Below are 17,687 nucleotides of genomic sequence, written 5' to 3'. Positions count from 1 at the left end.
CGGCCATGCTGCAGCGGATGCGCAACCATCATCGCCACCGCCTCGCCTATCCGCTGCTCGTGATCGGCAGCCTCGTGCTCGCGAATCTGATCGCCGGACAGCGCTTCTTCCGCGCCGACCTGACCGCCGACGGGCACTTCAGCCTCGACCCGGCCTCGGCGCGGCTGGCCAAGGGGCTCAACGACCGCTTGACGATCAAGATCTTTCTGAGTCGGGACCTGCCGCCCTCCGCGGCGGCGATCGGCCGCAAGGCCCGCGACCTCTTGCTCGAGTATGCGGCGCGCGCGCATGGACGGATCGCGGTCGAGGCGGTCGACCCGGGGCTGACGGCCAGCGGCCAGCGCGAGGCGGCGCGCGCCAAGATCCCTCCGCTCCAGCTCGGACTTCGCTCGCGCACCAGGCGCAGCGTGCAGCTCGGCTACCTGGGCGTCTCGCTGCAGTACGGCGGGCGCATCGAGGCGGTGCCGAATCTGCTCAGCGTCGGCGATCTCGAGTATCCACTCAGCGCGGCGATCAAGCGCCTGCGCCAGACGACAGCGGTGCACGTGGGCTTCAGCGCGGGCCACGGAGAACCGACCCTGGACGACGGGCTGAGCGCCGCCGCGCGCGCGCTCAGTGATCATGTGCTGGCGACAGTGCCCCTTGACCCCGCCGCGGGGCCGATCCCCGACGATCTGGATCTGCTGATCGTCGTGTCGCCCCGGCGACCCTTCGCCCGCAGCGCGCAGCGCGCCCTCGATTCGTTCTTGATGCGTGGCAAGGCGCTGATCTTGCTGCTCGACCATGCGAGCCTCGACCTGCGGGCCAGCGTCTCGAGCGGCGGTGAGCTGACCCTCCGCGCCGAGGAGCGTGCGACAGGCCTCGATCGCCAGTTGGCGCGTTACGGCGTTCAGCTCGGCGCGCAGCCGATCCTCGACCCGCAGACCCGTGCGCTGCCGCTGGCGGTGGCGCAGGACCGCGCGATCTTGGTCCACAATCCGGTCTTTCCGCTGATCACGGACCTCTCCCGCGACCACGCTGCGACGCGCACCCTGCGCGAGCTGGTGCTGGTGCTGCCGACTGCCGTCGGGCTGGCCCCGCGGAGCACGATCGCGGGTGGATCGGGCGCGGTGCTGGCACGCACCTCGCCGGCGAGCTGGCGCCACGTCGGCCCGCTGGTCTTCGACCCGCGGCAGCCGGCACCCGCCCAGGCCGCGCGCGGTCCCTTCTCCGTCGCCGTCTATCGGCGGGGTGTCTTCCGCAGCTTCTTCAGCGATGCGTCTGCCTCCGACCCGGAGGCCGCTGGGACGGCAGCGACGGCCTCCGCGTCCGCGGAGGATCAGCGGCAGCAGGGCGCGGCGCTCGTCGCGCGCCACAGCTTGCCCTCGGCGCAGCTCGTCGTCTTTGGCGATGGCGACTTCGTCCACGATCGTCACCTACACACCAGCCCCACCGGTCTGCTCCTGCTGCGCAATCTGGTCGACGTCGTCAGCGGCGACGACGACCTGGTCGCGCTGCGCAGCAAGCAACACCTGCGTCGCCCGCTGCATCAAATCGACGAGTCGGCCGCGCGCCTGCTGCAACACGCGACCGGCCTTGGGCCGCCGCTGCTCGTGTTGCTGCTCGGCCTCGCGTCCTGGGCCCTGCGCCAGCGCCGGCGGCGCCTTCAAGCCGCCGCGCTGATCGCCGGCCGCGCGCGGTGGTCATTGGCCCCGGCGACCCGCCTTGGCCGCAATCACCCGCCACCGGCAGGGTCCTGAGGTTCGGCGATGAGACGAGGATCGCGCACGCTGCTGGCATTAACGACCTTCCTGACGCTCTTCGGCGTTTGGCTCGTGTTGGAGCGCGGGAGCGATCATCGACCGACCCCTGGGGTGGCCGCCAGACGGCTCTTCTCGGCCTTCAGCCCGCAAACCCTGACGCGCATCGTGATCAGCGGCCCGACGGGAGCGATAACGATCGCGCGCGCTACGCGCAAGCGCAGCCCTTGGCGCCTCGTCCTTGCGCGGCGGCCGCTGGCCGACGGGCAGACCGTCGCGCGGCTGATCAGCGCCATCGTCGGGATGCGTCTCCGCGACCGCGTGACAGAAAGGGTCAGCCGCCATGCCGCGCTGGGTGTCGACCAGGTGACGGGCACGCGGATCCGCCTCTTCTCCGCCTCTGCCCCGCTGGCGGACTTGCTTCTGGGCCGTGTGATCGATGGGCATACGATGGTGCGCGCAGCAAAGGCCGAGCCGGTATGGCAAGCCGTTGGCGACCTGAAGGCGCTGGCCGTGCCTTCCTGGCGCTTCTGGCGCGATCGGCGCGTCTTGGCCTTTGACGTCAACGACGCCCGCAGGTTGGCGATCGAGAGTGCCGCCGGGGCGCTGCGTCTGGAGCGCGCGGCGGCGGCGAGCCCGTGGAGCGCGGCGAGCACAGCGCCAGCGGAGGCTCCGATCGATTCGAGCGCGGTCGACCGCTGGCTCCTGGCACTCTCGACGCTGACTGCGGAGGGCTTCCTGGACGATCCCGACAGCGCCAGTCTCGGGGCCTTCGCCGCACCCCTCGCGCGGGTCCGCATCGAGCTGGCCGCCGCCAAGGGATCAACGCCGACCAGCGGCCTGACCCTGACGATCGTCCGATCGCCCCATCCGGAGGAGGAGGGCTTGCTCCTCCGCCGTGACGACCACTCGCAGATCTTCGTCATCTCCACGACGACGAGCGCCGCGATCACGAACAGCCCCCTGCTCGTCCCCGGCAGCCCGTGAGACCGCGCTGATCGCGCACCCTGACCGCAGTCCTCGCTCGCGGCGCTCGACGCGCGATCGTGGCCAAGCGGGGGGAGCAACGTGGTCGAGGCTGCCCGGCCGCCTCGTGGCTCAGAGCGCGTCTGGCCCGAGCGCGCGCTTCATTCGGCGTTGGAGCTGCTCCTCCACCTGGCGACCGATCGCCGCGGGCGTGGCGTCACCGCCGCCGGGGCGACCCCCGTCGCCGGCGACCTCGCTATCGAAGTGCGTGTAGTGCCGCGCGTCGAAGCGCTGCACGGTCATGCCGTAGCGGGCGCTGAGCCGGGCGCGAAACCCGACCACTGCGTAGGGCAGGCGGTATCGCGGCAGCTTTGCCGCAATACCCAGCGCAATGCGCGTCGGCTGCGGCAGCTTGTTGACGGTCACATCGTTGAGCGGCTCGATCGAGGGCTCGATCTGCTCGAGGGTCACACCGGTGTCGCGCGCGAAGCGCCCGACCGCGGCGCTGATCTCGCCTCGACCCGGCGGGTGCCCGAGCTGCAGCAGCGCCTGCCGCAGGTCCTGCGCCCGCGCGTGGAAGGCGAAGCGCAGCTGGTTGGCGCGGTAGGAGCTGTATAGCCGGTAGCCAGCCAGCCCCAGCAGCGCGACCACCGCGAGCGCGATCAGCGGAAGCGCCCAGGCGCCACGGCCTCCTGCGGTCGATCGTTCCAGCCGCGCGGTCGACCGCCCCGGCCGCGCGGTCGACGCGTTTCCATGCCCGAGCGCGGCGCGCTGATCGACGACGCTGCGCTGCAGCCCTGAGCCGGTCGGCCGTCGCGAGCCCACGGGATCGGGTGCGACCGGGGACGCCAAGGGCCTCACCGGCGGGTTGCCCCCCGCGACGCGCGCCGGCCGGCTCTGATCGAGCTCGATCTCGCCCTCGAAGCGATCGAAATCCGTCGGCGGGCGGCCAGCCCCACCGCCCACGCTGCGCTGCGTCATGGGTGAAGCCTAACGACCGCGCTGCGCGCGGGCAAGGAACCGTACCCTTCGCTGACCAAGCGTCCTACGCCGCGTCGGCGGGCCGCTAGCCCGCGCTCTGGCGCCGTCGTTGTCGTGCAGCCTCGTAGATCAGAATGGCGGTCGCGCTGGCGACGTTCAGCGCGGCCATCGCTCCTGGCGTCGGGATCGTCAGTCGATAGTCGCAGGCCTTGGCCACCCCAGGCCGCATCCCCCGCTCTTCGCTGCCGAGCACGAGCGCGAGCGGCCCCGCCAGGTCGACGTCGGCGGGCGCCTGCCCACCGCGCTCGACCGTCCCCGCGACCCAAACGCCGAGCTCCTTGAGCCGCTCCAGGGCGCGCGTCAGGTTGGTCACGCGCGCGCAGGGCAGATGCTCCGTGGCCCCTGAGGAGACACGAACCACCGCCGGGCTGACGCTCGCGCAGCGGTCCTTGGTCAGCACGATGCCCGTCGCACCGAGCACGGCGCCGGCGCGGAACATGGCCCCGAGGTTCTGTGGATCGGTCACCCCGTCGACCGCGATGATCAGCGGCGCGGGCGTGGCGCCCGCAGGCACCAGGTCTTCGAGATCGACGTAGTCGAAGTCGCAGACAATCGCCGCGACGCCCTGATGCGACTCGCCGCCGCAGAGCGCGTCGAGCTGCTCGCGCGGCACTATCTGCGGCGCCAGCCCCTGCGCCTCGGCGACGCCGCGCAGCGCCTGGATCGGCTCGGCCGCAGCGTTGCGCTCAGCCGCCAGCCACAGGCTTTGAATCTCACTCGCGCGCCGCCGCAGCAACTCGCCGACCGGGCGCACGCCGTAGACCAGGCGCGACATGGATCCCCCGCGCGCGGCTCGCGCTAGGCCGACGGCGCGTCGGCGGCTGGGGCGTCGAGCAGACGCTCAGTCTCCTCGGCTGAAAGGGCGAAGAAGCCGGAGGCCTCGTCGATCAGCGCGCGAAAGAGCTCCTCACCCTCGGCATCGGCAAAGCCGGCGAAGCGCTCGACGTTGCGCTGATAGATGAAAATCGCGGACAGCTCCGGTTGAGGCGGCGACTCGCTCTCGCGCCGCACGCGCCGCCCATTGCTGGCGCTACTGGTGCTCGGGCCACTGCTCGGGCCACTGCTCGGGCTACTGCCCGTCCCGGGGCTGGAGCCCGAATCCTCGGCGCCCGCGGGGCTGCCGGCGAAGAGCACGGGCACGCGCGGATCGAGCCCCTCGACGACCAGCTCGATCGGCGGCATCGCGCGCAGATGCAGCGGCGCGGCGCGCAGGCGCTCGCCAAGGTCAGTCGGCACCCTCGCCAATGCCTCGTGCGCGACCGCCGCGAAGTCCTCCGTCGAGAGCGCCCATGGTGGCGCCGGCTGCACCTCCTCGGCGGCGTGCACCGCCAAGAAGCAGGCCTGCGCTCCCTCGAGATCGCCGCCGATGTCGCGCACGATGCCGAGGAAGTAGAGCGCATCGACGCGGGTCGCCTCCTGCTCGCTGGCCTGCTGCAGCAGCTCCACTGCGCGATCGTATCGGTCGAGGTCGACGCAGAGGCGGCCGAGGCGCAGCAGGTTCGCCGGATCGGCGTAAGGCGGTCCGGGCAGGCGATCGACGATGCGGCGGGCGTGGTCGAGATCGCCGAGGCCGACGTGGGCCTCCGCGCGGAGCAGTCCGAGGTCGAGCTGATCATCGTCCGAGGCGATGGCCGCCGCGTCCTCGAGATACTGCAGGGCGAGGGCATACTGCCGCAGCGGATGCAGGGCAACGTCGGCGGCGTAGATCATCGCGTCGACGTTTTCGGGATCGACCTCGAGGGCGTGACGAAAGAGCTCGAGCGCCTCTTCCGCGTCGCCATCGGCCGCCACAATCGCCCCGAGCAGCGTATTTCCCTCGGGGCTATCAGCGTCGAGATCGAGGACGCGTTCGGCTGAGACCCGCGCCGCCAATAGGTCGCCGCGACCGAGTAAATCCCAGCCGCGGTCGAGATGTGCAGTCAGCTCGTCCATATCGATAGGGCTCTCTTCCACCATGGCGGCGCGGAGTATAGCATGCGGTCATGCGAGCCAGTGACGCTAAGAGCGGACCCGCGCTCGGCAGGTCGGTGCGCCCTCGAAGGGCGGCGCTGCTGCTGCTGGGGCTGGGGCTCGCCGGCTGCGCCCGTCCCCCCCTCCACCCTGCCGCACCGCTGCTGCGGCCGAGCGCCCCATCGGCAGTGCAGCCCGAAAACGAGAGTCTCGCTGCTGGGCTCGCCGCCGCACGCAGCGGCGACTACGCTGGCGCGCGGTGCGCGCTCGGCCCCTGGGCCGAGGCTGGCCAGGAGGCAGCGTACCCGGAGGCGCTGACGGCGCTGGCCCAGGCCGAGGAGGCCACGGGCGCGTACCTCGCCGCCGCGCGTCACTGGTCCCGGCTCCAGGCGCTTGGCCGGCACGAAGGCGAGCGCGCCTACGCGGCGCGGCGCGTCACGCAGCTCGTCAACGAGCACCTGCGCCCCGACGAACTGCTGGCGCTCGCCCGCGCAGACGCGCCCCGCGCAGACCTCGCCGGCACCCTCGCCCGGCAGCGGATCGCCCAACGAAGGGCGGTCGCCGCCTCCAGCGAGCAGCCAGGCGCTGCCCGGCCACCCGTGATCGGCGTGCTCTGGAGCGCCAGCGGTCCTTATCGCGCCATCGCGGAGAGCGCCTTGAAGGGCGCCCTCGTCGCTGTCGGTCATCCCGTGACGGGCACGCTGGCTGAGGTTGAACTCGTGCTGCGGCCCCTCGGATCGGATGCCGCGATGACTGCCGAGACCCTGCTGCGCGAGGCGTCACCCTTGGCGCTGATCGGTGCCTGCGGGCCCGCTGCGTCGGCCGCCGTCGCGGTGGTTGCCGAGCGCCACGGCCTACCCTGGCTCTCGCTGGCCCCCGCGGCGGCGGGGCGAGCGACGCCGACAACGCTGCGCCTGCTGCCGGATAATGCGGCGCGCGCCCGCGCCCTCGCGGACCACGCGGCCCGCGCTCGGCCACGGGGAAGGCTGATCGCGCTGGCGCCGGAGAGCGCCTTCGGTCGGGAGATGGCCCGGTCCTTCGTCGAGCGGGCCACGCTGGACGGCCTCCGAGCGCTGCGCGTGCTCTATTATCCGCCGGCCGCGGTGGCTTTTCGCGGGATCGCGGCCGAGGTCGCACGCCTCAAACCGGACGTGCTCTTCGTCGCCGACAGCGCCCAGCGCCTCGCGCTGATCGCCCCGTCGCTGGCCCTCGCGGGGATCGGCGCCGCCTCGACGGCCGCGCCGACCGCGCCCATCGCAGGGTCCGGTGGCCCCTTGCTCGTCGCCACCGCCGACGGCGTCGGCGCGGAGTATCTGCGCCACCATGCGCGCTATCTCAGAGGCGCCGTGCTCGCACCTGGGTTCTATCCCGTCAGCGCCGATCCGCTGACCACCGCCCTGATGGCGCGCTACACGGCCCGGCAGGGGCAGGCACCGCGCCTGATCGACGCCCTGGCGCATGACGCCGTCCTCGCCCTGCGCCTGCGCCTGGCGACCGGCGCGCAGACACCTGCTGCGCTCTCGACGGCCTTGCATCGACGCCCGCCCGCTGGGATGCCGATGCTCACCGGGCCGCTCTTCTTCGAGGCGCTGGGGGAGCGGGGCGATCAACCGCAGCTCTACGAGGTCCGCGACGAGTCCGTGGTACCCGTCTCGGCGGCGGTGGTCTCCCCCGCGAGGGGCGCCAGGCGCGCAAGCACGGCCGCGTGGCAATGACCGTTGCTGGCCACGATTCCGCCCTCTAGCCGCAGCCGCCCCGGGTCGTCGTAGACGAGCGCGCGACCCCGGAGGTCGGTCATGCAGCCTCCGGCGGCCAGCAGCAGCGCCTCGGGCGCGCAGGTATCCCAGAGCTTGCAGTGCCCGTCGGGATTGACATAGAGGTCGCTCTCGCCGCCCGCGATCCGCGCCACCTTTAGCCCGACGCTGCCCAGCCGATGCTCTTCGCGCGCACCCACCGCGGCACGCGCAGCCTCGGTGCGGCGGCTGCGATGCGAGTAGCTCGTGACCAGGCGCGCCTCGGTGGGATTGGCCACCGCGCTGCGCGCGCGGCCTTCGCTCGCCCTGGTGGAGCACCAACGCCGGCAGCCCCGCGCCCCCGCAGTAGGTGCGCCCCGTGATCGGGGCGTGAACCACGCCGAGGACGGGGCGGGCCGCCACGAGCAGGCCGATCATCACGCAGAAGCCCTCGCGGCCGGCGAGGAAGTCGCGCGTCCCATCGAGCGGGTCGACCAACCAGGCGCGCTCATGTTGCAGCCAGCCTGCGCGATCGGCCTGCTCCTCGGCCAACACCCCATCGCTCGGGAAGTGGGAGCGCAGCCGCTCGAGAATCAGGGCCTCCGCCGCTCGATCGGCGACGCTGACCGGCTCGCCCCCGGCCTTATGCTCGACCACCACCGCCTGCCGAAAGTAGCCGCGCAAGATCACCCCTGCCGCTTCCGCCGCGGCTATGGCCACCTCCAGCTCTGCGCCCAGGCCCTGCATCGCCGCAGCGTGCAGCGATCGGCGCGGACTTGACAAGTGCTGATCGCTCGGGTAGTACACGTCCAACTTGTTGCGGGGTGGAGCAGCCCGGTAGCTCGTCGGGCTCATAACCCGAAGGTCGTCGGTTCAAATCCGGCCCCCGCTACCACGGTCGAGGCGTCTCGAGGGAGATGAAGCGATCAAGAAGGTACGAAGCTGAAGGCCCTGTCGGGATACCCGACGGGGCCTTCGCCTTTCTGGGAGCCCTGGTGCGTTCTGGGAGCCCTGCTGAGCTCTGGGCGTCCTGCTGGGGCCGCCGCGACCGCAGTTGCCCGGGTGGTGGAACAGGCAGACACGAGGGACTTAAAATCCCTTGCCCGTATAGGGCGTGCGGGTTCGATTCCCGCCCCGGGCACCGCGCGCAGCCCCATGCTAAGGACCCGCCATGGAGCTGGACCACATCCTGATCCGGGGCGCCCGGCAGCATAACCTGGCCGTCGACGAGCTGCGCGTGCCCAAGAAGCAGCTCGTCGTCTTCACCGGCGTCAGCGGCTCGGGCAAGTCCTCGCTCGCCTTCGACACGATCTACGCCGAGGGACAGCGGCGCTATGTCGAGTCGCTCTCCAGCTACGCGCGGCAGTTTCTCGGGCAGATGGACAAGCCGGCCTACGAGCACATCCGGGGCCTCACCCCGACGATCGCGATCGAGCAGAAGAGCGCCTCGAACAACCCACGTTCCACCGTCGGCACGATCACCGAGGTCTACGACTACCTGCGCGTGCTCTACGCGCGCGTCGGCGTACAGCACTGCCCGAGCTGCACGCGCGTCGTCGCGTCGCTCTCTACCGATCAAATCATCGCCCGCCTGCAGCAGCTCAGGGGCCCTCAGCTCCTCGCCGCCCCCCTCGTCGAGCATCGCAAAGGCGAGTATCGCGAGCTGCTGCTCGAACGCGGCCAGCGCGGCTTTGCTCGCGCGCGCATCGATGGCGCCCTCTGCCGCCTCGACGCCGACGCCCTGCCGGCGCTCGACAAGCGCCGCAAGCATACGATCGAGCTGGTCGTCGACCGCGTCGACCCCAGTCGCACGCCGCGCGAGCGCCTGGCCGACGCCGTCGAGACGGTGCTGCGCGAGGGCCGTGGCGTGTTGCTCGCGATCCCGGCCGGCCCGGCCGAGGCGCCGACTGCGCTGCGCCTGAGCCAAGAGCGCGCCTGCGCCGACTGCGGCATCGGCCTGCCCGCGCTCTCGCCGCAGTCCTTCTCCTTCAACAGCCCGCTCGGCATGTGCCCGACGTGCAACGGCCTGGGACGCGCGCTGGAGATCGACCCCGCGCTGGTCGTCCCCGATCCCTCGCGCTCGATCCGCGGCGGCGCGCTGGAGCCCTGGGCCGCGACGATGGAGCGCGGCAGCGGCTGGAGCTTCGGCATCTTTCAGGCCCTGGAGCGGCAGCACGGCCTCGATCTCGACCGCCCATGGGCCGAGCTCCCCGCGGCGCAGCGCGAGCTGGTGCTGCACGGCACGGGCGAGGCCGAGCTGCGCGTGCGCTGGCGTGGCGCCCGCAGCACCGGTCAGTGGCGCACCCGCTTCGAGGGCGTCGTGCCCACGCTGATGCGGCGCCTGCGCGAGACCAAGTCGGACGCGATGCGCGACTACTACCAGCGCTTTCTCTCCGACCATGCCTGTCGCGACTGCGCGGGCAGCCGGCTGCGCCCCGAATCACGCGCCGTGCGCGTCGCCGGCCTCAGCCTGCCTGAGCTGGTGGCCCTGCCCGTCGGGCGCGCGACCGAGCGGCTGCAGGGCCTCGCGCTGACGGGAGCGGACGCCACCATCGCCGGCGAGCTGCTCAAGGAGATCGGCGCGCGCCTCGACTTCCTGCGCGCCGTCGGGCTCGACTACCTGACCCTCGAGCGCCCGGGACCGACGCTGGCCGGCGGTGAGGCGCAGCGCATTCGCCTGGCCAGCCAGCTCGGCAGCGAGCTCTCCGGCGTCACCTACGTGCTCGACGAGCCCTCGATCGGCCTGCACCAGCGCGACAATCGCCGGCTGATCGACACGCTGCTGCGCCTGCGCGACGGCGGCAACACGGTCGTCGTCGTCGAGCACGACCGCGAGACGATCGAGAGCGCCGATCACGTGGTCGACTTCGGCCCGGGTGCCGGGCGCGCGGGCGGCAAGGTCGTCTTCGCGGGCAGCCCGCGCGCGCTGCGCCGGGCCGACACGCTGACCGGCCGCTACCTGGGCGGGCGGGCCAAGATCGCCCTGCCGGCGCGGCGCCGCACCGGCCACGGCATGCTCACTCTCGTCGGCGCGCGCGAGCACAACCTCAAACAGGTCACCTGCGACTTCCCGCTCGGCACCTTCGTCGCGGTCACGGGGGTGTCGGGTGCCGGCAAGAGCTCGCTGATCACCGCCACGCTCTATCCCGCGCTCTGCCGCCAGCTCCACGGCGGCCGCGCCCCCGTCGGCGCCCACGACGCGCTGCGCGGGCTGGAGCAGCTCGACAAGGTCATTCACATCGACCAGGCGCCGATCGGGCGCACCCCGCGCTCGAACCCGGCGACCTACACCAAGGCCTTCGACGAGCTCCGCGCCGTCTTTTCGCGCACCGCCGATGCCCGCGCGCGCGGCTACGGTCCCGGGCGCTTCTCCTTCAACGTCGCCGGCGGCCGCTGCGAGGCCTGCGACGGCGACGGCGTGCGGCGCGTCGAGATGCACTTTCTCCCCGACGTCTATGTCCCCTGCGAGGTCTGTCGGGGCCGGCGCTACAACGCCGCCACCCTCGAGGTGCGTTACCACGGGCTGAACATCGCCGACGTGCTCGAGCTGAGCGTCGCCGAGGCGCTGGAGCGCTTCGCCGTCTACCCGCGCCTGCGCGGCATCCTCGAGACGCTGCGCGACGTCGGCCTCGAGTACATGCACCTCGGCCAGGGGGCGCCGACCCTCTCGGGCGGCGAGGCGCAGCGCGTCAAGCTCAGCCGCGAGCTGGCCAAGCGCAGCACCGGCAAGACGCTCTACGTGCTCGATGAGCCGACCACCGGCCTGCACTTCGAGGACATCCGCAAGCTGCTCGCCGTGCTCGATCGCCTGGTCGAGGGCGGCAACACCGTGATCGTGATCGAGCATAACCTCGACGTGATCAAGTGCGCCGATCACGTCCTCGACCTCGGCCCCGAGGGTGGCGAACGCGGCGGAGCGATCGTCTGCGCCGGCACCCCCGAACAACTCGCCGCCCACCCCGCCTCGATCACCGGCCACTACCTGCGCGAGCTGCTGGGCTGAGCGAAGGATGCCGGCCGAGGCCCCTTCATTTTCGAGTTTGCCCTGGGGCACAGCAGCCGCCTCGCGCTGATCAGTCTCGCGCTGAGCTGACCCGTCTCGCGCTGATTAGGGGACGCTGAGGAGGCCACCGTGCCACTGGAGTCAAACCCTCCCTCGCGCTAAAAAGGCCGGCGGGGGATCCTCACATGACCGACTTCGCCTATCAGGAAATGCTGCCGCTCGGGGACGACACCACGCCTTATCGGCTCGTCACCACGGATCATGTCTCGACCGTCGCTACGCCGCTCGGGCGCTGGCTCAAGGTCGAGCCCGCCGGCCTGACGCGGCTGACGCGCGAGGCGATGCATGACATCGCGCACCTGCTGCGCAGCGGGCACCTCGAGCAGCTCTCGCAGATCCTCCAGGACCCGGAGGCCTCGACCAACGACCGCTTCGTCGCCACCGAGCTGCTGAAGAACGCCTGCATCGCCGGGGCGCGCGTGCTGCCCTCTTGCCAGGACACCGGCACGGCGATCGTGCTCGGCAAGAAGGGCCAGCGCGTCTTCAGCGGCGACGACGACGCCGAGGCGATCGCCCGCGGCATCTTCGAGACCTACCAGGACACGAGCCTGCGCTACTCGCAGCTCGCGCCGCTCGACCTCTATCGCGAGGTCAACACCGGCACCAACCTGCCGGCGCAGATCGAGCTCTTCGCCACCGGCGGTGAGAGCTACAAGTTCCTCTTCATGGCCAAGGGCGGCGGGTCGGCCAACAAGAGCTTCCTCTTCCAGGAGACCAAGGCGCTGCTCAACCCCGAGAGCCTGCTGCGCTTCCTCGAGCAGAAGATCCGCAACCTCGGCACGGCGGCCTGCCCGCCCTATCACCTGGCGGTCGTGATCGGCGGCACCTCGGCCGAGATGACGCTGAAGGTGGCCAAGCTCGCCTCGGCGCGCTACCTCGACAGCCTGCCGACCGCCGGCAATGCGCTCGGGCGCGCTTTCCGCGACCCGGAGCTGGAGGGCAAGGTGCTCGCCCTGACGCGCACGATGGGCATCGGGGCGCAGTTCGGCGGCAAGTATTTCTGCCACGACGTGCGCGTGATCCGGCTGCCACGCCATGGCGCCTCCTGCCCGGTCGGCCTCGCGGTCTCGTGCTCCGCCGACCGCCAAGCGCTGGGGAAGATCACCGCCGACGGGATCTTCCTCGAGCAGCTCGAGACCGATCCGGCGCGCTTTCTCCCCGAGGTTACCGACGCGTCGCTCGGCGGCGAGGTGGTGCGGCTCGACCTCAATCGCCCGATGGCGGCGCTGCGCGCCGACCTCTCGCGCTACCCGGTCAAGACGCGGCTCGCGCTCAGCGGCCCGATGATCGTCGCCCGCGACATCGCCCACGCCAAGCTCAAGGAGCGCCTCGAGCGCGGCGAGGGCCTGCCCGATTACTTCAGGGACTACATGGTCTACTACGCCGGTCCGGCCAAGACCCCCAGCGGCTACGCCTCGGGCAGCTTCGGCCCGACCACCGCCGGCCGGATGGATGCCTACGTCGAGCTATTTCAGGCGCAGGGCGCCAGCCTGGTGATGCTGGCCAAGGGCAACCGCTCGCGGGCGGTCACCAAGGCTTGCCAGCAATACGGCGGCTTCTACCTCGGCTCGATCGGCGGACCGGCGGCCCGGCTGGCGAAGGACTGCATCAAGCACGTCGAGGTGCTGGAGTACCCGGAGCTCGGCATGGAGGCTGTTTGGAAGATCGCGGTCGTCGACTTCCCGGCCTTCATCGTGATCGACGACAAGGGCCACGACTTCTTCGCCGCCCTCAACATCGACGCCCACGACTGATCCGGTCGCACCCGCGACTGATCTGGTCGACCCCGTCGGGGGCGGGCGCCCCGCGCCGACTGCGGCTAACGCGGGCCGCTCACTCGCGAACGCGGCGGGGTCGCTCCGGTTCAAGGGCAGCGGCGACCTCAGCCCAAGCCTCGAGGTCATCCTGGGCCTCGACCAGCGCCTCGAGGGCGGTCCAATGGCGATCCAGCCGCGACCAGCACCCTTCCCCAGGCGAAGCCTCGCCATTTGCTGATCCAGCGCTTTCGGTCGCCACTTCGCCCAGAGGACGGAGGAGCTCGTGCAAGTCAGCGGGCAGCGCCTGCACGGCTGTGCTCAGGCGCGCTTCGACGCGGCGCAGGCGCGCTTCGACGCCGGGTTGGCCGTCAGTGAGGTCAGGGGCGCCGCCCTCGCCCGGGAAAGCCTCCTTGAGATCCCTCTCAAAGTGCCCAGCAAGACGAACTATCGCGTCCCGCGCGCGGGGCAGAACTTCGCGAGGACACCTCCCGTGCAGCAAGGTATCCACCATAACCTCAGCGAGCTGCCGCCGGCGCTCAGCCGATCGGTGCATCGTCTCCGCCTCGCCGGTGGTGAAGGCGTATGAGCCGTTCACATTAGGCGTCGGGCACGACACCTCGCTCAGTGATCCGACCAGCACTCTGACCGGGCCCGCTGAACCGTCGCCCAATCCAACGCGCAGCTTCAGGTCGCCATGCAGCGCCTCGACCCACCGCTCGATTTCCCTCGGACGCAGCGCGGGGGGGATAAGCGATCTTCGGGCTGTATCGACCTTCCAGGCGAGCGCCCCGAGGAGCCCAACCCTCGCTCCCCCAGGGCGCAAGTCCGCGGCGGTCGCGAGCGACGCGGCCAACGGCTCGTCATGCGCTCGAAGGGTCTGTGGCGGCAGCGATGCGCGCAGCAAGCGCTCCATGCTCGCCGCGTCGTGCCACGCCCTACGCGTCAGTTCCAGCGCCAGCCGACGGGTCCGGACCACCGCATCCACCTCGCTGCCCCGATCACTCCTGCCCTCCGGCTTCGCTCTGGGTCCCCGAATCCTTGCCGCTTCGGCCCACTGCCTCGCCCCGGCCTTCACCGCGCGCCGCACTTGCAGGATTTCCACCAGGCTGAGGTCGCGAAGGCGCCACGCCAGGAAGGTCTCGTAGGGATAGAGCTTGGCCGCCGCAGGAGCGGTCGACGCAGTCGCGTAGGCATTCTCCAGCAGCGCGTGCGCCATGAGCTGCACCGGCGTGATATCTCCCATCCAGACCACGCCATAAGCCCATCTGGCCCGTGCCAAGGTCTGTGGCGCGTGCTCCGCGATCGCCCACGCCGCGGCGGAGAGGCGGCGCGCCCTGGGTTGAGGCCGAGCCGCGGCCAGCCTGATCCAGGCCCGCCCCTGCGGCCCGCGGTTGGCGCCAAGCGATGGCAACTGGGGTGCAACGAGCGCTGCGACCAGCGCCGCCAGCAGTCTTCGCCGCCCTGTCGTTTGCCCGGTCGCTCTTGTTGTCGCTTGCATCGCCGACGCTGCTCGCTGAAAACGAGAGGGGATTCTGCCCTGGGCCACCATCCGAGAGAATAATTGCAACATCTTGCAATCGCAATGCAACATCCGCGCCGCCAACGGCTTGGCCCTTCGCTGCCGCAGGCGATCCGGAGCGAAGACGCCTCGGTCAGCGCCCTCAAAGCTCAGGGGTGGCGAAGGCCACCGTCTCGTCGATGTGGCTCGCGCCGCTCAGCAGCAGCAGTAGGCGGTCGACGCCGAGGGCGATACCGCTGCTCGGTGGCATGCCTTCGCGCAGCGCCTCGATGAAGCGTTGATCGATCGGGTAGATGGGCAGCCCACGGCGCGCGCGCAGCGCCTGATCAGCACGGAGTCGGGCGAGCTGCTCGTCTGGATCGGTGAGCTCCTCGAAGGCGTTGGCCAGCTCGACGCCCGCCACATAGAGCTCAGAGCGTCGCGCCAGCGCTGCATCGCGCGGGTGGCGGCGGGCCAGCGCGGCGAGCGGGGCCGGGAAGTCGGTGAAGAAGACGGCGCCCATCGTCGCCAGGGCTGGCTCGATGCGCTCGAGGACGATGCGCGAGAAGACCTCGTCGTAGTCGGCGTCGGCAGCGAAGGGGCCGATACCCGCCGCCAGCGCGGCCTCACGCAGCATCCGCGGATCGTCGAGCGGCCCGCGGAGCTGCAGCCCGGCGAGCTCGCGCAGCGCCTGCGTGACGCTCAGGCGGCGGAAGGGCTGTCCGAGATCGACCTCCATACCGCCCCAGCGCAGTCGCAGCGTGCCGAGGACCTGCTGCGCCACCGCGCGCAGCAGCGCCTCGGTCAGCAGCAGCAGCGCCTCGAGCTCATCGTAGGCCTGGTACCACTCGAGCATGCAGAGCTCATTGAGGTGCAGCGGTCCGCGTTCGTCGGCGCGCCAGCAGCCGCCGAGAAAGTAGATTTGCTCGAAACCGGCGACCAACAGGCGCTTGAGCTGATACTCGGGGGAGGTGATCAAGAACCCCTCCCCCGCCGGCTCGGCCAGGAGCTGCGGCTCTAGCCCCGGACAGGCGACGCGCTGCGGGCTCTGAATCTCGACGAAGCCCCTTGCGTCGAAGAACCCGCGCACGGCGGCCAACAAACGCGCGCGCAAGCGAAGCCGCTCCGCGCGGCTGCTGGTGCCCGCGTTCAGCCGATAGTAATCCGCGCCGGGCGAGGGAAAGGGCTCGGCGCGACGATAGGGCGTCAGCACCTGAAGAGCGGCGGCGCAGGCCGGCCACGCGGGGCCCAGCTCGAGGCGCGCGATGTCCCCCGGGCTCGGCAGCGGCAAGGGCTCCGGTAAGGCGACGCAGGCCCGACCTGAGCGGTCGACGACGATCAGCTCACGCCGCGCAGGATCGACGCCCAACACGCGCCCACAGACGAAGGCCTCCCCCTGGGCCAGGCGCTCGGGACCGAGCTCGGCGCAGAGGCAGCGTGCCGTGGCCATCGTCAGGGGATCAGCGCTTCACGCGCTCGACGTAATTGCGTCAGCGCTTCACGCGCTCGACGTAACGCGCTCGACGTAATTGCGTCAGCGCTTCACGCGCTCGACGTAATTGCGTCAGCGCTTCACGCGCTCGACGTAGCTGCCCGTGCGGGTATCGACCTTGAGCCACTCGCCCTGCTCGACGAAGAGCGGCACGTTGATCACCGCGCCCGCCGAGAGCCGCGCGGGTTTGGTGGCGCCGGTCGCCGTGTCGCCGCGGAAACCGGGGTCGGTCTCGACCACCTCGAGTGTGACAAAGTTCGGCAAGGTCACGTCGACGGGGCGCTCTGCAAAAAAGACGACCGAGACCTCTAGGTTATCCGAGAGGTACTTGGCACTGTCGCCGAGGATCTCCCCCGGCACGAAGACCTGATCGAAGCTCTGTTGGTCCATGAAGCAGTAGTTCTCTCCCTCTTGGTAGAGGTACTGCATCTGGCGCTCGTCGATGTTGGCGGGCTCGAGCTTTTCGCCGGAGCGGTAGGTCTTGTCGAGCACCGAGCCGGTCAGCATGTTCTTGACGCGCGCGCGCGTGAAGGCCACGCCCTTGCCCGGCTTGACGAACTGAAAATCGACGACGATATACGGCTGGCCGTCGATCAGGACCTTCAGTCCCTTGCGGAAGTCGGAGGTATCGTACATGCGTTCCCTCGTGGCGGCGGCGCAGTAGAGCAACCTGCGCGCGGGCTGTCAATAGCCGTCTCGTTGCGCGGCAGGGCGCTCGCCTCCGGAGCGACGCCGGCTCGCCGTGGGAAGGTCAGAACGACGACCCGAGGTCAGAATGACGACCCGGGTTGCTTGAGAAACGCCGTCTCCTCCTCGGTCGACTTCCGGCCCAAAACCTGGTTGCGGTGCGGAAAGCGGCCAAAGCGCTGGATAATCGCGTGATGCTGCTCGGCGTAGCTCAGGTAAGCGGCGCAGGCCTCCTGCAGCGCCGGCGGCGCGTCGACCTGTAGCTGCTCGAAGCGCTCGAGGCAGCGCTGCTGCAAGTCGCGATCCTCGGCGTGCTCCAGCGGCATGTAATGGAAGACGCGCTGGATCACCGGTAGCCGCTGATCGTGGCCGCGGTCCAGGCCCTCCAGGCAGAGGCGTTGGGCGATCGCGTCGAAGGCCCAAGCGCGTGGGTCCTGGCGGTAGATATTGCGGGGGAACTGATCGAGGCAGATGATCAGCGCCAGCCGGCCCTCTGCCGTCTCTGCCCAGCTGTCGCGCTCTCCCGACGCAGCCTGCCGCACCAGCGGCTCGAAGCGCCCGCGGATGGTCTCGTCGGTCAGGGGATCCTTCTTCCACCACAGCGCGGCGCGCTGGCCGTCGACGCTTCCATCCGCGCGGATCTCGCCGAACCAAAACGCTAGGACCTCTGCTGCCTCGACCATCGCCTTCGCCCTCCTGGACCTGGGACGCCCAGCCTAGCGCGCCAGGCGCGCGCACGCCCTCTACAGAAGGCGGGGCGT

General features: G+C 70.8%; 12 protein-coding genes, 2 tRNA genes and 2 pseudogenes. 7 read left to right on the top strand and 9 right to left on the bottom strand.

Going from position 1 to position 17,687, the window contains the following annotated elements; translation table 11 throughout:
* Positions 1–5 precede the first annotated feature (5 nt).
* On the top strand, positions 6–1,739 hold the full coding sequence (locus IPL40_04765) for a GldG family protein (protein ID MBK8480468.1): 1,734 nt from the start codon (positions 6–8) through the stop codon (positions 1,737–1,739).
* 9 nt (positions 1,740–1,748) lie between these two features.
* Positions 1,749–2,726, top strand: coding sequence for a DUF4340 domain-containing protein (locus IPL40_04760; protein MBK8480467.1), 978 nt, complete (start codon positions 1,749–1,751; stop codon positions 2,724–2,726).
* Between the two features lie 111 nt (positions 2,727–2,837).
* Here the strand turns inward: IPL40_04760 and IPL40_04755 are convergent, their stop codons facing one another.
* The 3 genes from IPL40_04755 to IPL40_04745 form a co-directional block, all read right to left on the bottom strand.
* A complete protein-coding gene (locus IPL40_04755) occupies positions 2,838–3,686 on the bottom strand; it encodes a hypothetical protein (protein MBK8480466.1) in 849 nt (282 codons plus the stop codon).
* Between the two features lie 85 nt (positions 3,687–3,771).
* Positions 3,772–4,521: a 23S rRNA (guanosine(2251)-2'-O)-methyltransferase RlmB gene (rlmB, locus tag IPL40_04750; protein ID MBK8480465.1), complete on the bottom strand. Its 750-nt coding sequence runs from the start codon at positions 4,519–4,521 to the stop codon at positions 3,772–3,774.
* A 23-nt stretch (positions 4,522–4,544) separates the two neighbouring features.
* Complete coding sequence (locus IPL40_04745) at positions 4,545–5,678, bottom strand: tetratricopeptide repeat protein (protein ID MBK8480464.1); 1,134 nt, start codon at positions 5,676–5,678, stop codon at positions 4,545–4,547.
* Between the two features lie 50 nt (positions 5,679–5,728).
* On the opposite strand from IPL40_04745, the gene IPL40_04740 reads away from it, so the two are divergent.
* On the top strand, positions 5,729–7,411 hold the full coding sequence (locus IPL40_04740; GenBank protein ID MBK8480463.1) for an ABC transporter substrate-binding protein: 1,683 nt from the start codon (positions 5,729–5,731) through the stop codon (positions 7,409–7,411).
* On the opposite strand, the pseudogene IPL40_04735 reads toward IPL40_04740, so the two are convergent.
* Positions 7,315–7,788: pseudogene (locus IPL40_04735) on the bottom strand (hypothetical protein). The gene IPL40_04740 and the pseudogene IPL40_04735 sit on opposite strands and share 97 nt — an antisense overlap.
* Positions 7,766–8,284: pseudogene (locus IPL40_04730) on the bottom strand (hypothetical protein). The pseudogenes IPL40_04735 and IPL40_04730 overlap by 23 nt, the downstream one beginning before the upstream one ends.
* Here IPL40_04730 and IPL40_04725 point away from each other — a divergent pair.
* The 4 genes from IPL40_04725 to IPL40_04710 all read left to right on the top strand — a co-directional run bounded on the left by IPL40_04725 (position 8,248) and on the right by IPL40_04710 (position 13,246).
* Positions 8,248–8,324: transfer RNA gene (locus IPL40_04725), tRNA-Met, on the top strand. The pseudogene IPL40_04730 and the gene IPL40_04725 overlap by 37 nt on opposite strands.
* 161 nt (positions 8,325–8,485) lie before the next feature.
* Positions 8,486–8,570, top strand: a tRNA-Leu gene (locus IPL40_04720).
* Between the two features lie 30 nt (positions 8,571–8,600).
* Complete coding sequence (gene uvrA, locus IPL40_04715) at positions 8,601–11,432, top strand: excinuclease ABC subunit UvrA (GenBank protein ID MBK8480462.1); 2,832 nt, start codon at positions 8,601–8,603, stop codon at positions 11,430–11,432.
* Between the two features lie 185 nt (positions 11,433–11,617).
* Positions 11,618–13,246: a fumarate hydratase gene (locus IPL40_04710; GenBank protein MBK8480461.1), complete on the top strand. Its 1,629-nt coding sequence runs from the start codon at positions 11,618–11,620 to the stop codon at positions 13,244–13,246.
* A 79-nt stretch (positions 13,247–13,325) separates the two neighbouring features.
* Here the strand turns inward: IPL40_04710 and IPL40_04705 are convergent, their stop codons facing one another.
* From IPL40_04705 to IPL40_04690, 4 genes are all read right to left on the bottom strand, one after another.
* A complete protein-coding gene (locus tag IPL40_04705; GenBank protein MBK8480460.1) occupies positions 13,326–14,474 on the bottom strand; it encodes a hypothetical protein in 1,149 nt (382 codons plus the stop codon).
* A 436-nt stretch (positions 14,475–14,910) separates the two neighbouring features.
* Entirely contained in the window at positions 14,911–16,197 is a 1,287-nt protein-coding gene (locus tag IPL40_04700; protein MBK8480459.1) for an EF-P lysine aminoacylase GenX, read from the bottom strand.
* Between the two features lie 114 nt (positions 16,198–16,311).
* Positions 16,312–16,875 (bottom strand): elongation factor P, encoded by a 564-nt coding sequence (gene efp, locus IPL40_04695; protein ID MBK8480458.1) that lies wholly within the window; start codon positions 16,873–16,875, stop codon positions 16,312–16,314.
* 134 nt (positions 16,876–17,009) lie between these two features.
* Entirely contained in the window at positions 17,010–17,609 is a 600-nt protein-coding gene (locus tag IPL40_04690) for a DUF924 domain-containing protein (GenBank protein MBK8480457.1), read from the bottom strand.
* Between the last annotated feature and the right edge of the window lie 78 nt (positions 17,610–17,687).

Source organism: Pseudomonadota bacterium, assembly GCA_016711215.1.
GTDB lineage: Bacteria > Myxococcota_A > Polyangia.
The sequence above is the reverse complement of the archived record's forward strand: the minus strand, read 5'-3'. Positions and strand labels throughout refer to the sequence as shown.

Excerpts from the sequence above, each read along its gene's own strand:
- IPL40_04755 (MBK8480466.1), bottom strand. The coding sequence starts at position 3,686 with ATGACGCAGCGCAGCGTGGGCGGTGGGGCTGGCCGCCCGCCGACGGAT.
- efp (MBK8480458.1), bottom strand. The coding sequence starts at position 16,875 with ATGTACGATACCTCCGACTTCCGCAAGGGACTGAAGGTCCTGATCGAC.
- IPL40_04710 (MBK8480461.1), top strand. The coding sequence starts at position 11,618 with ATGACCGACTTCGCCTATCAGGAAATGCTGCCGCTCGGGGACGACACC.
- IPL40_04740 (MBK8480463.1), top strand. The coding sequence starts at position 5,729 with ATGCGAGCCAGTGACGCTAAGAGCGGACCCGCGCTCGGCAGGTCGGTG.
- IPL40_04690 (MBK8480457.1), bottom strand. The coding sequence starts at position 17,609 with ATGGTCGAGGCAGCAGAGGTCCTAGCGTTTTGGTTCGGCGAGATCCGC.
- IPL40_04700 (MBK8480459.1), bottom strand. The coding sequence starts at position 16,197 with ATGGCCACGGCACGCTGCCTCTGCGCCGAGCTCGGTCCCGAGCGCCTG.
- IPL40_04745 (MBK8480464.1), bottom strand. The coding sequence starts at position 5,678 with ATGGACGAGCTGACTGCACATCTCGACCGCGGCTGGGATTTACTCGGT.
- rlmB (MBK8480465.1), bottom strand. The coding sequence starts at position 4,521 with ATGTCGCGCCTGGTCTACGGCGTGCGCCCGGTCGGCGAGTTGCTGCGG.
- IPL40_04765 (MBK8480468.1), top strand. The coding sequence starts at position 6 with ATGCTGCAGCGGATGCGCAACCATCATCGCCACCGCCTCGCCTATCCG.
- uvrA (MBK8480462.1), top strand. The coding sequence starts at position 8,601 with ATGGAGCTGGACCACATCCTGATCCGGGGCGCCCGGCAGCATAACCTG.
- IPL40_04760 (MBK8480467.1), top strand. The coding sequence starts at position 1,749 with ATGAGACGAGGATCGCGCACGCTGCTGGCATTAACGACCTTCCTGACG.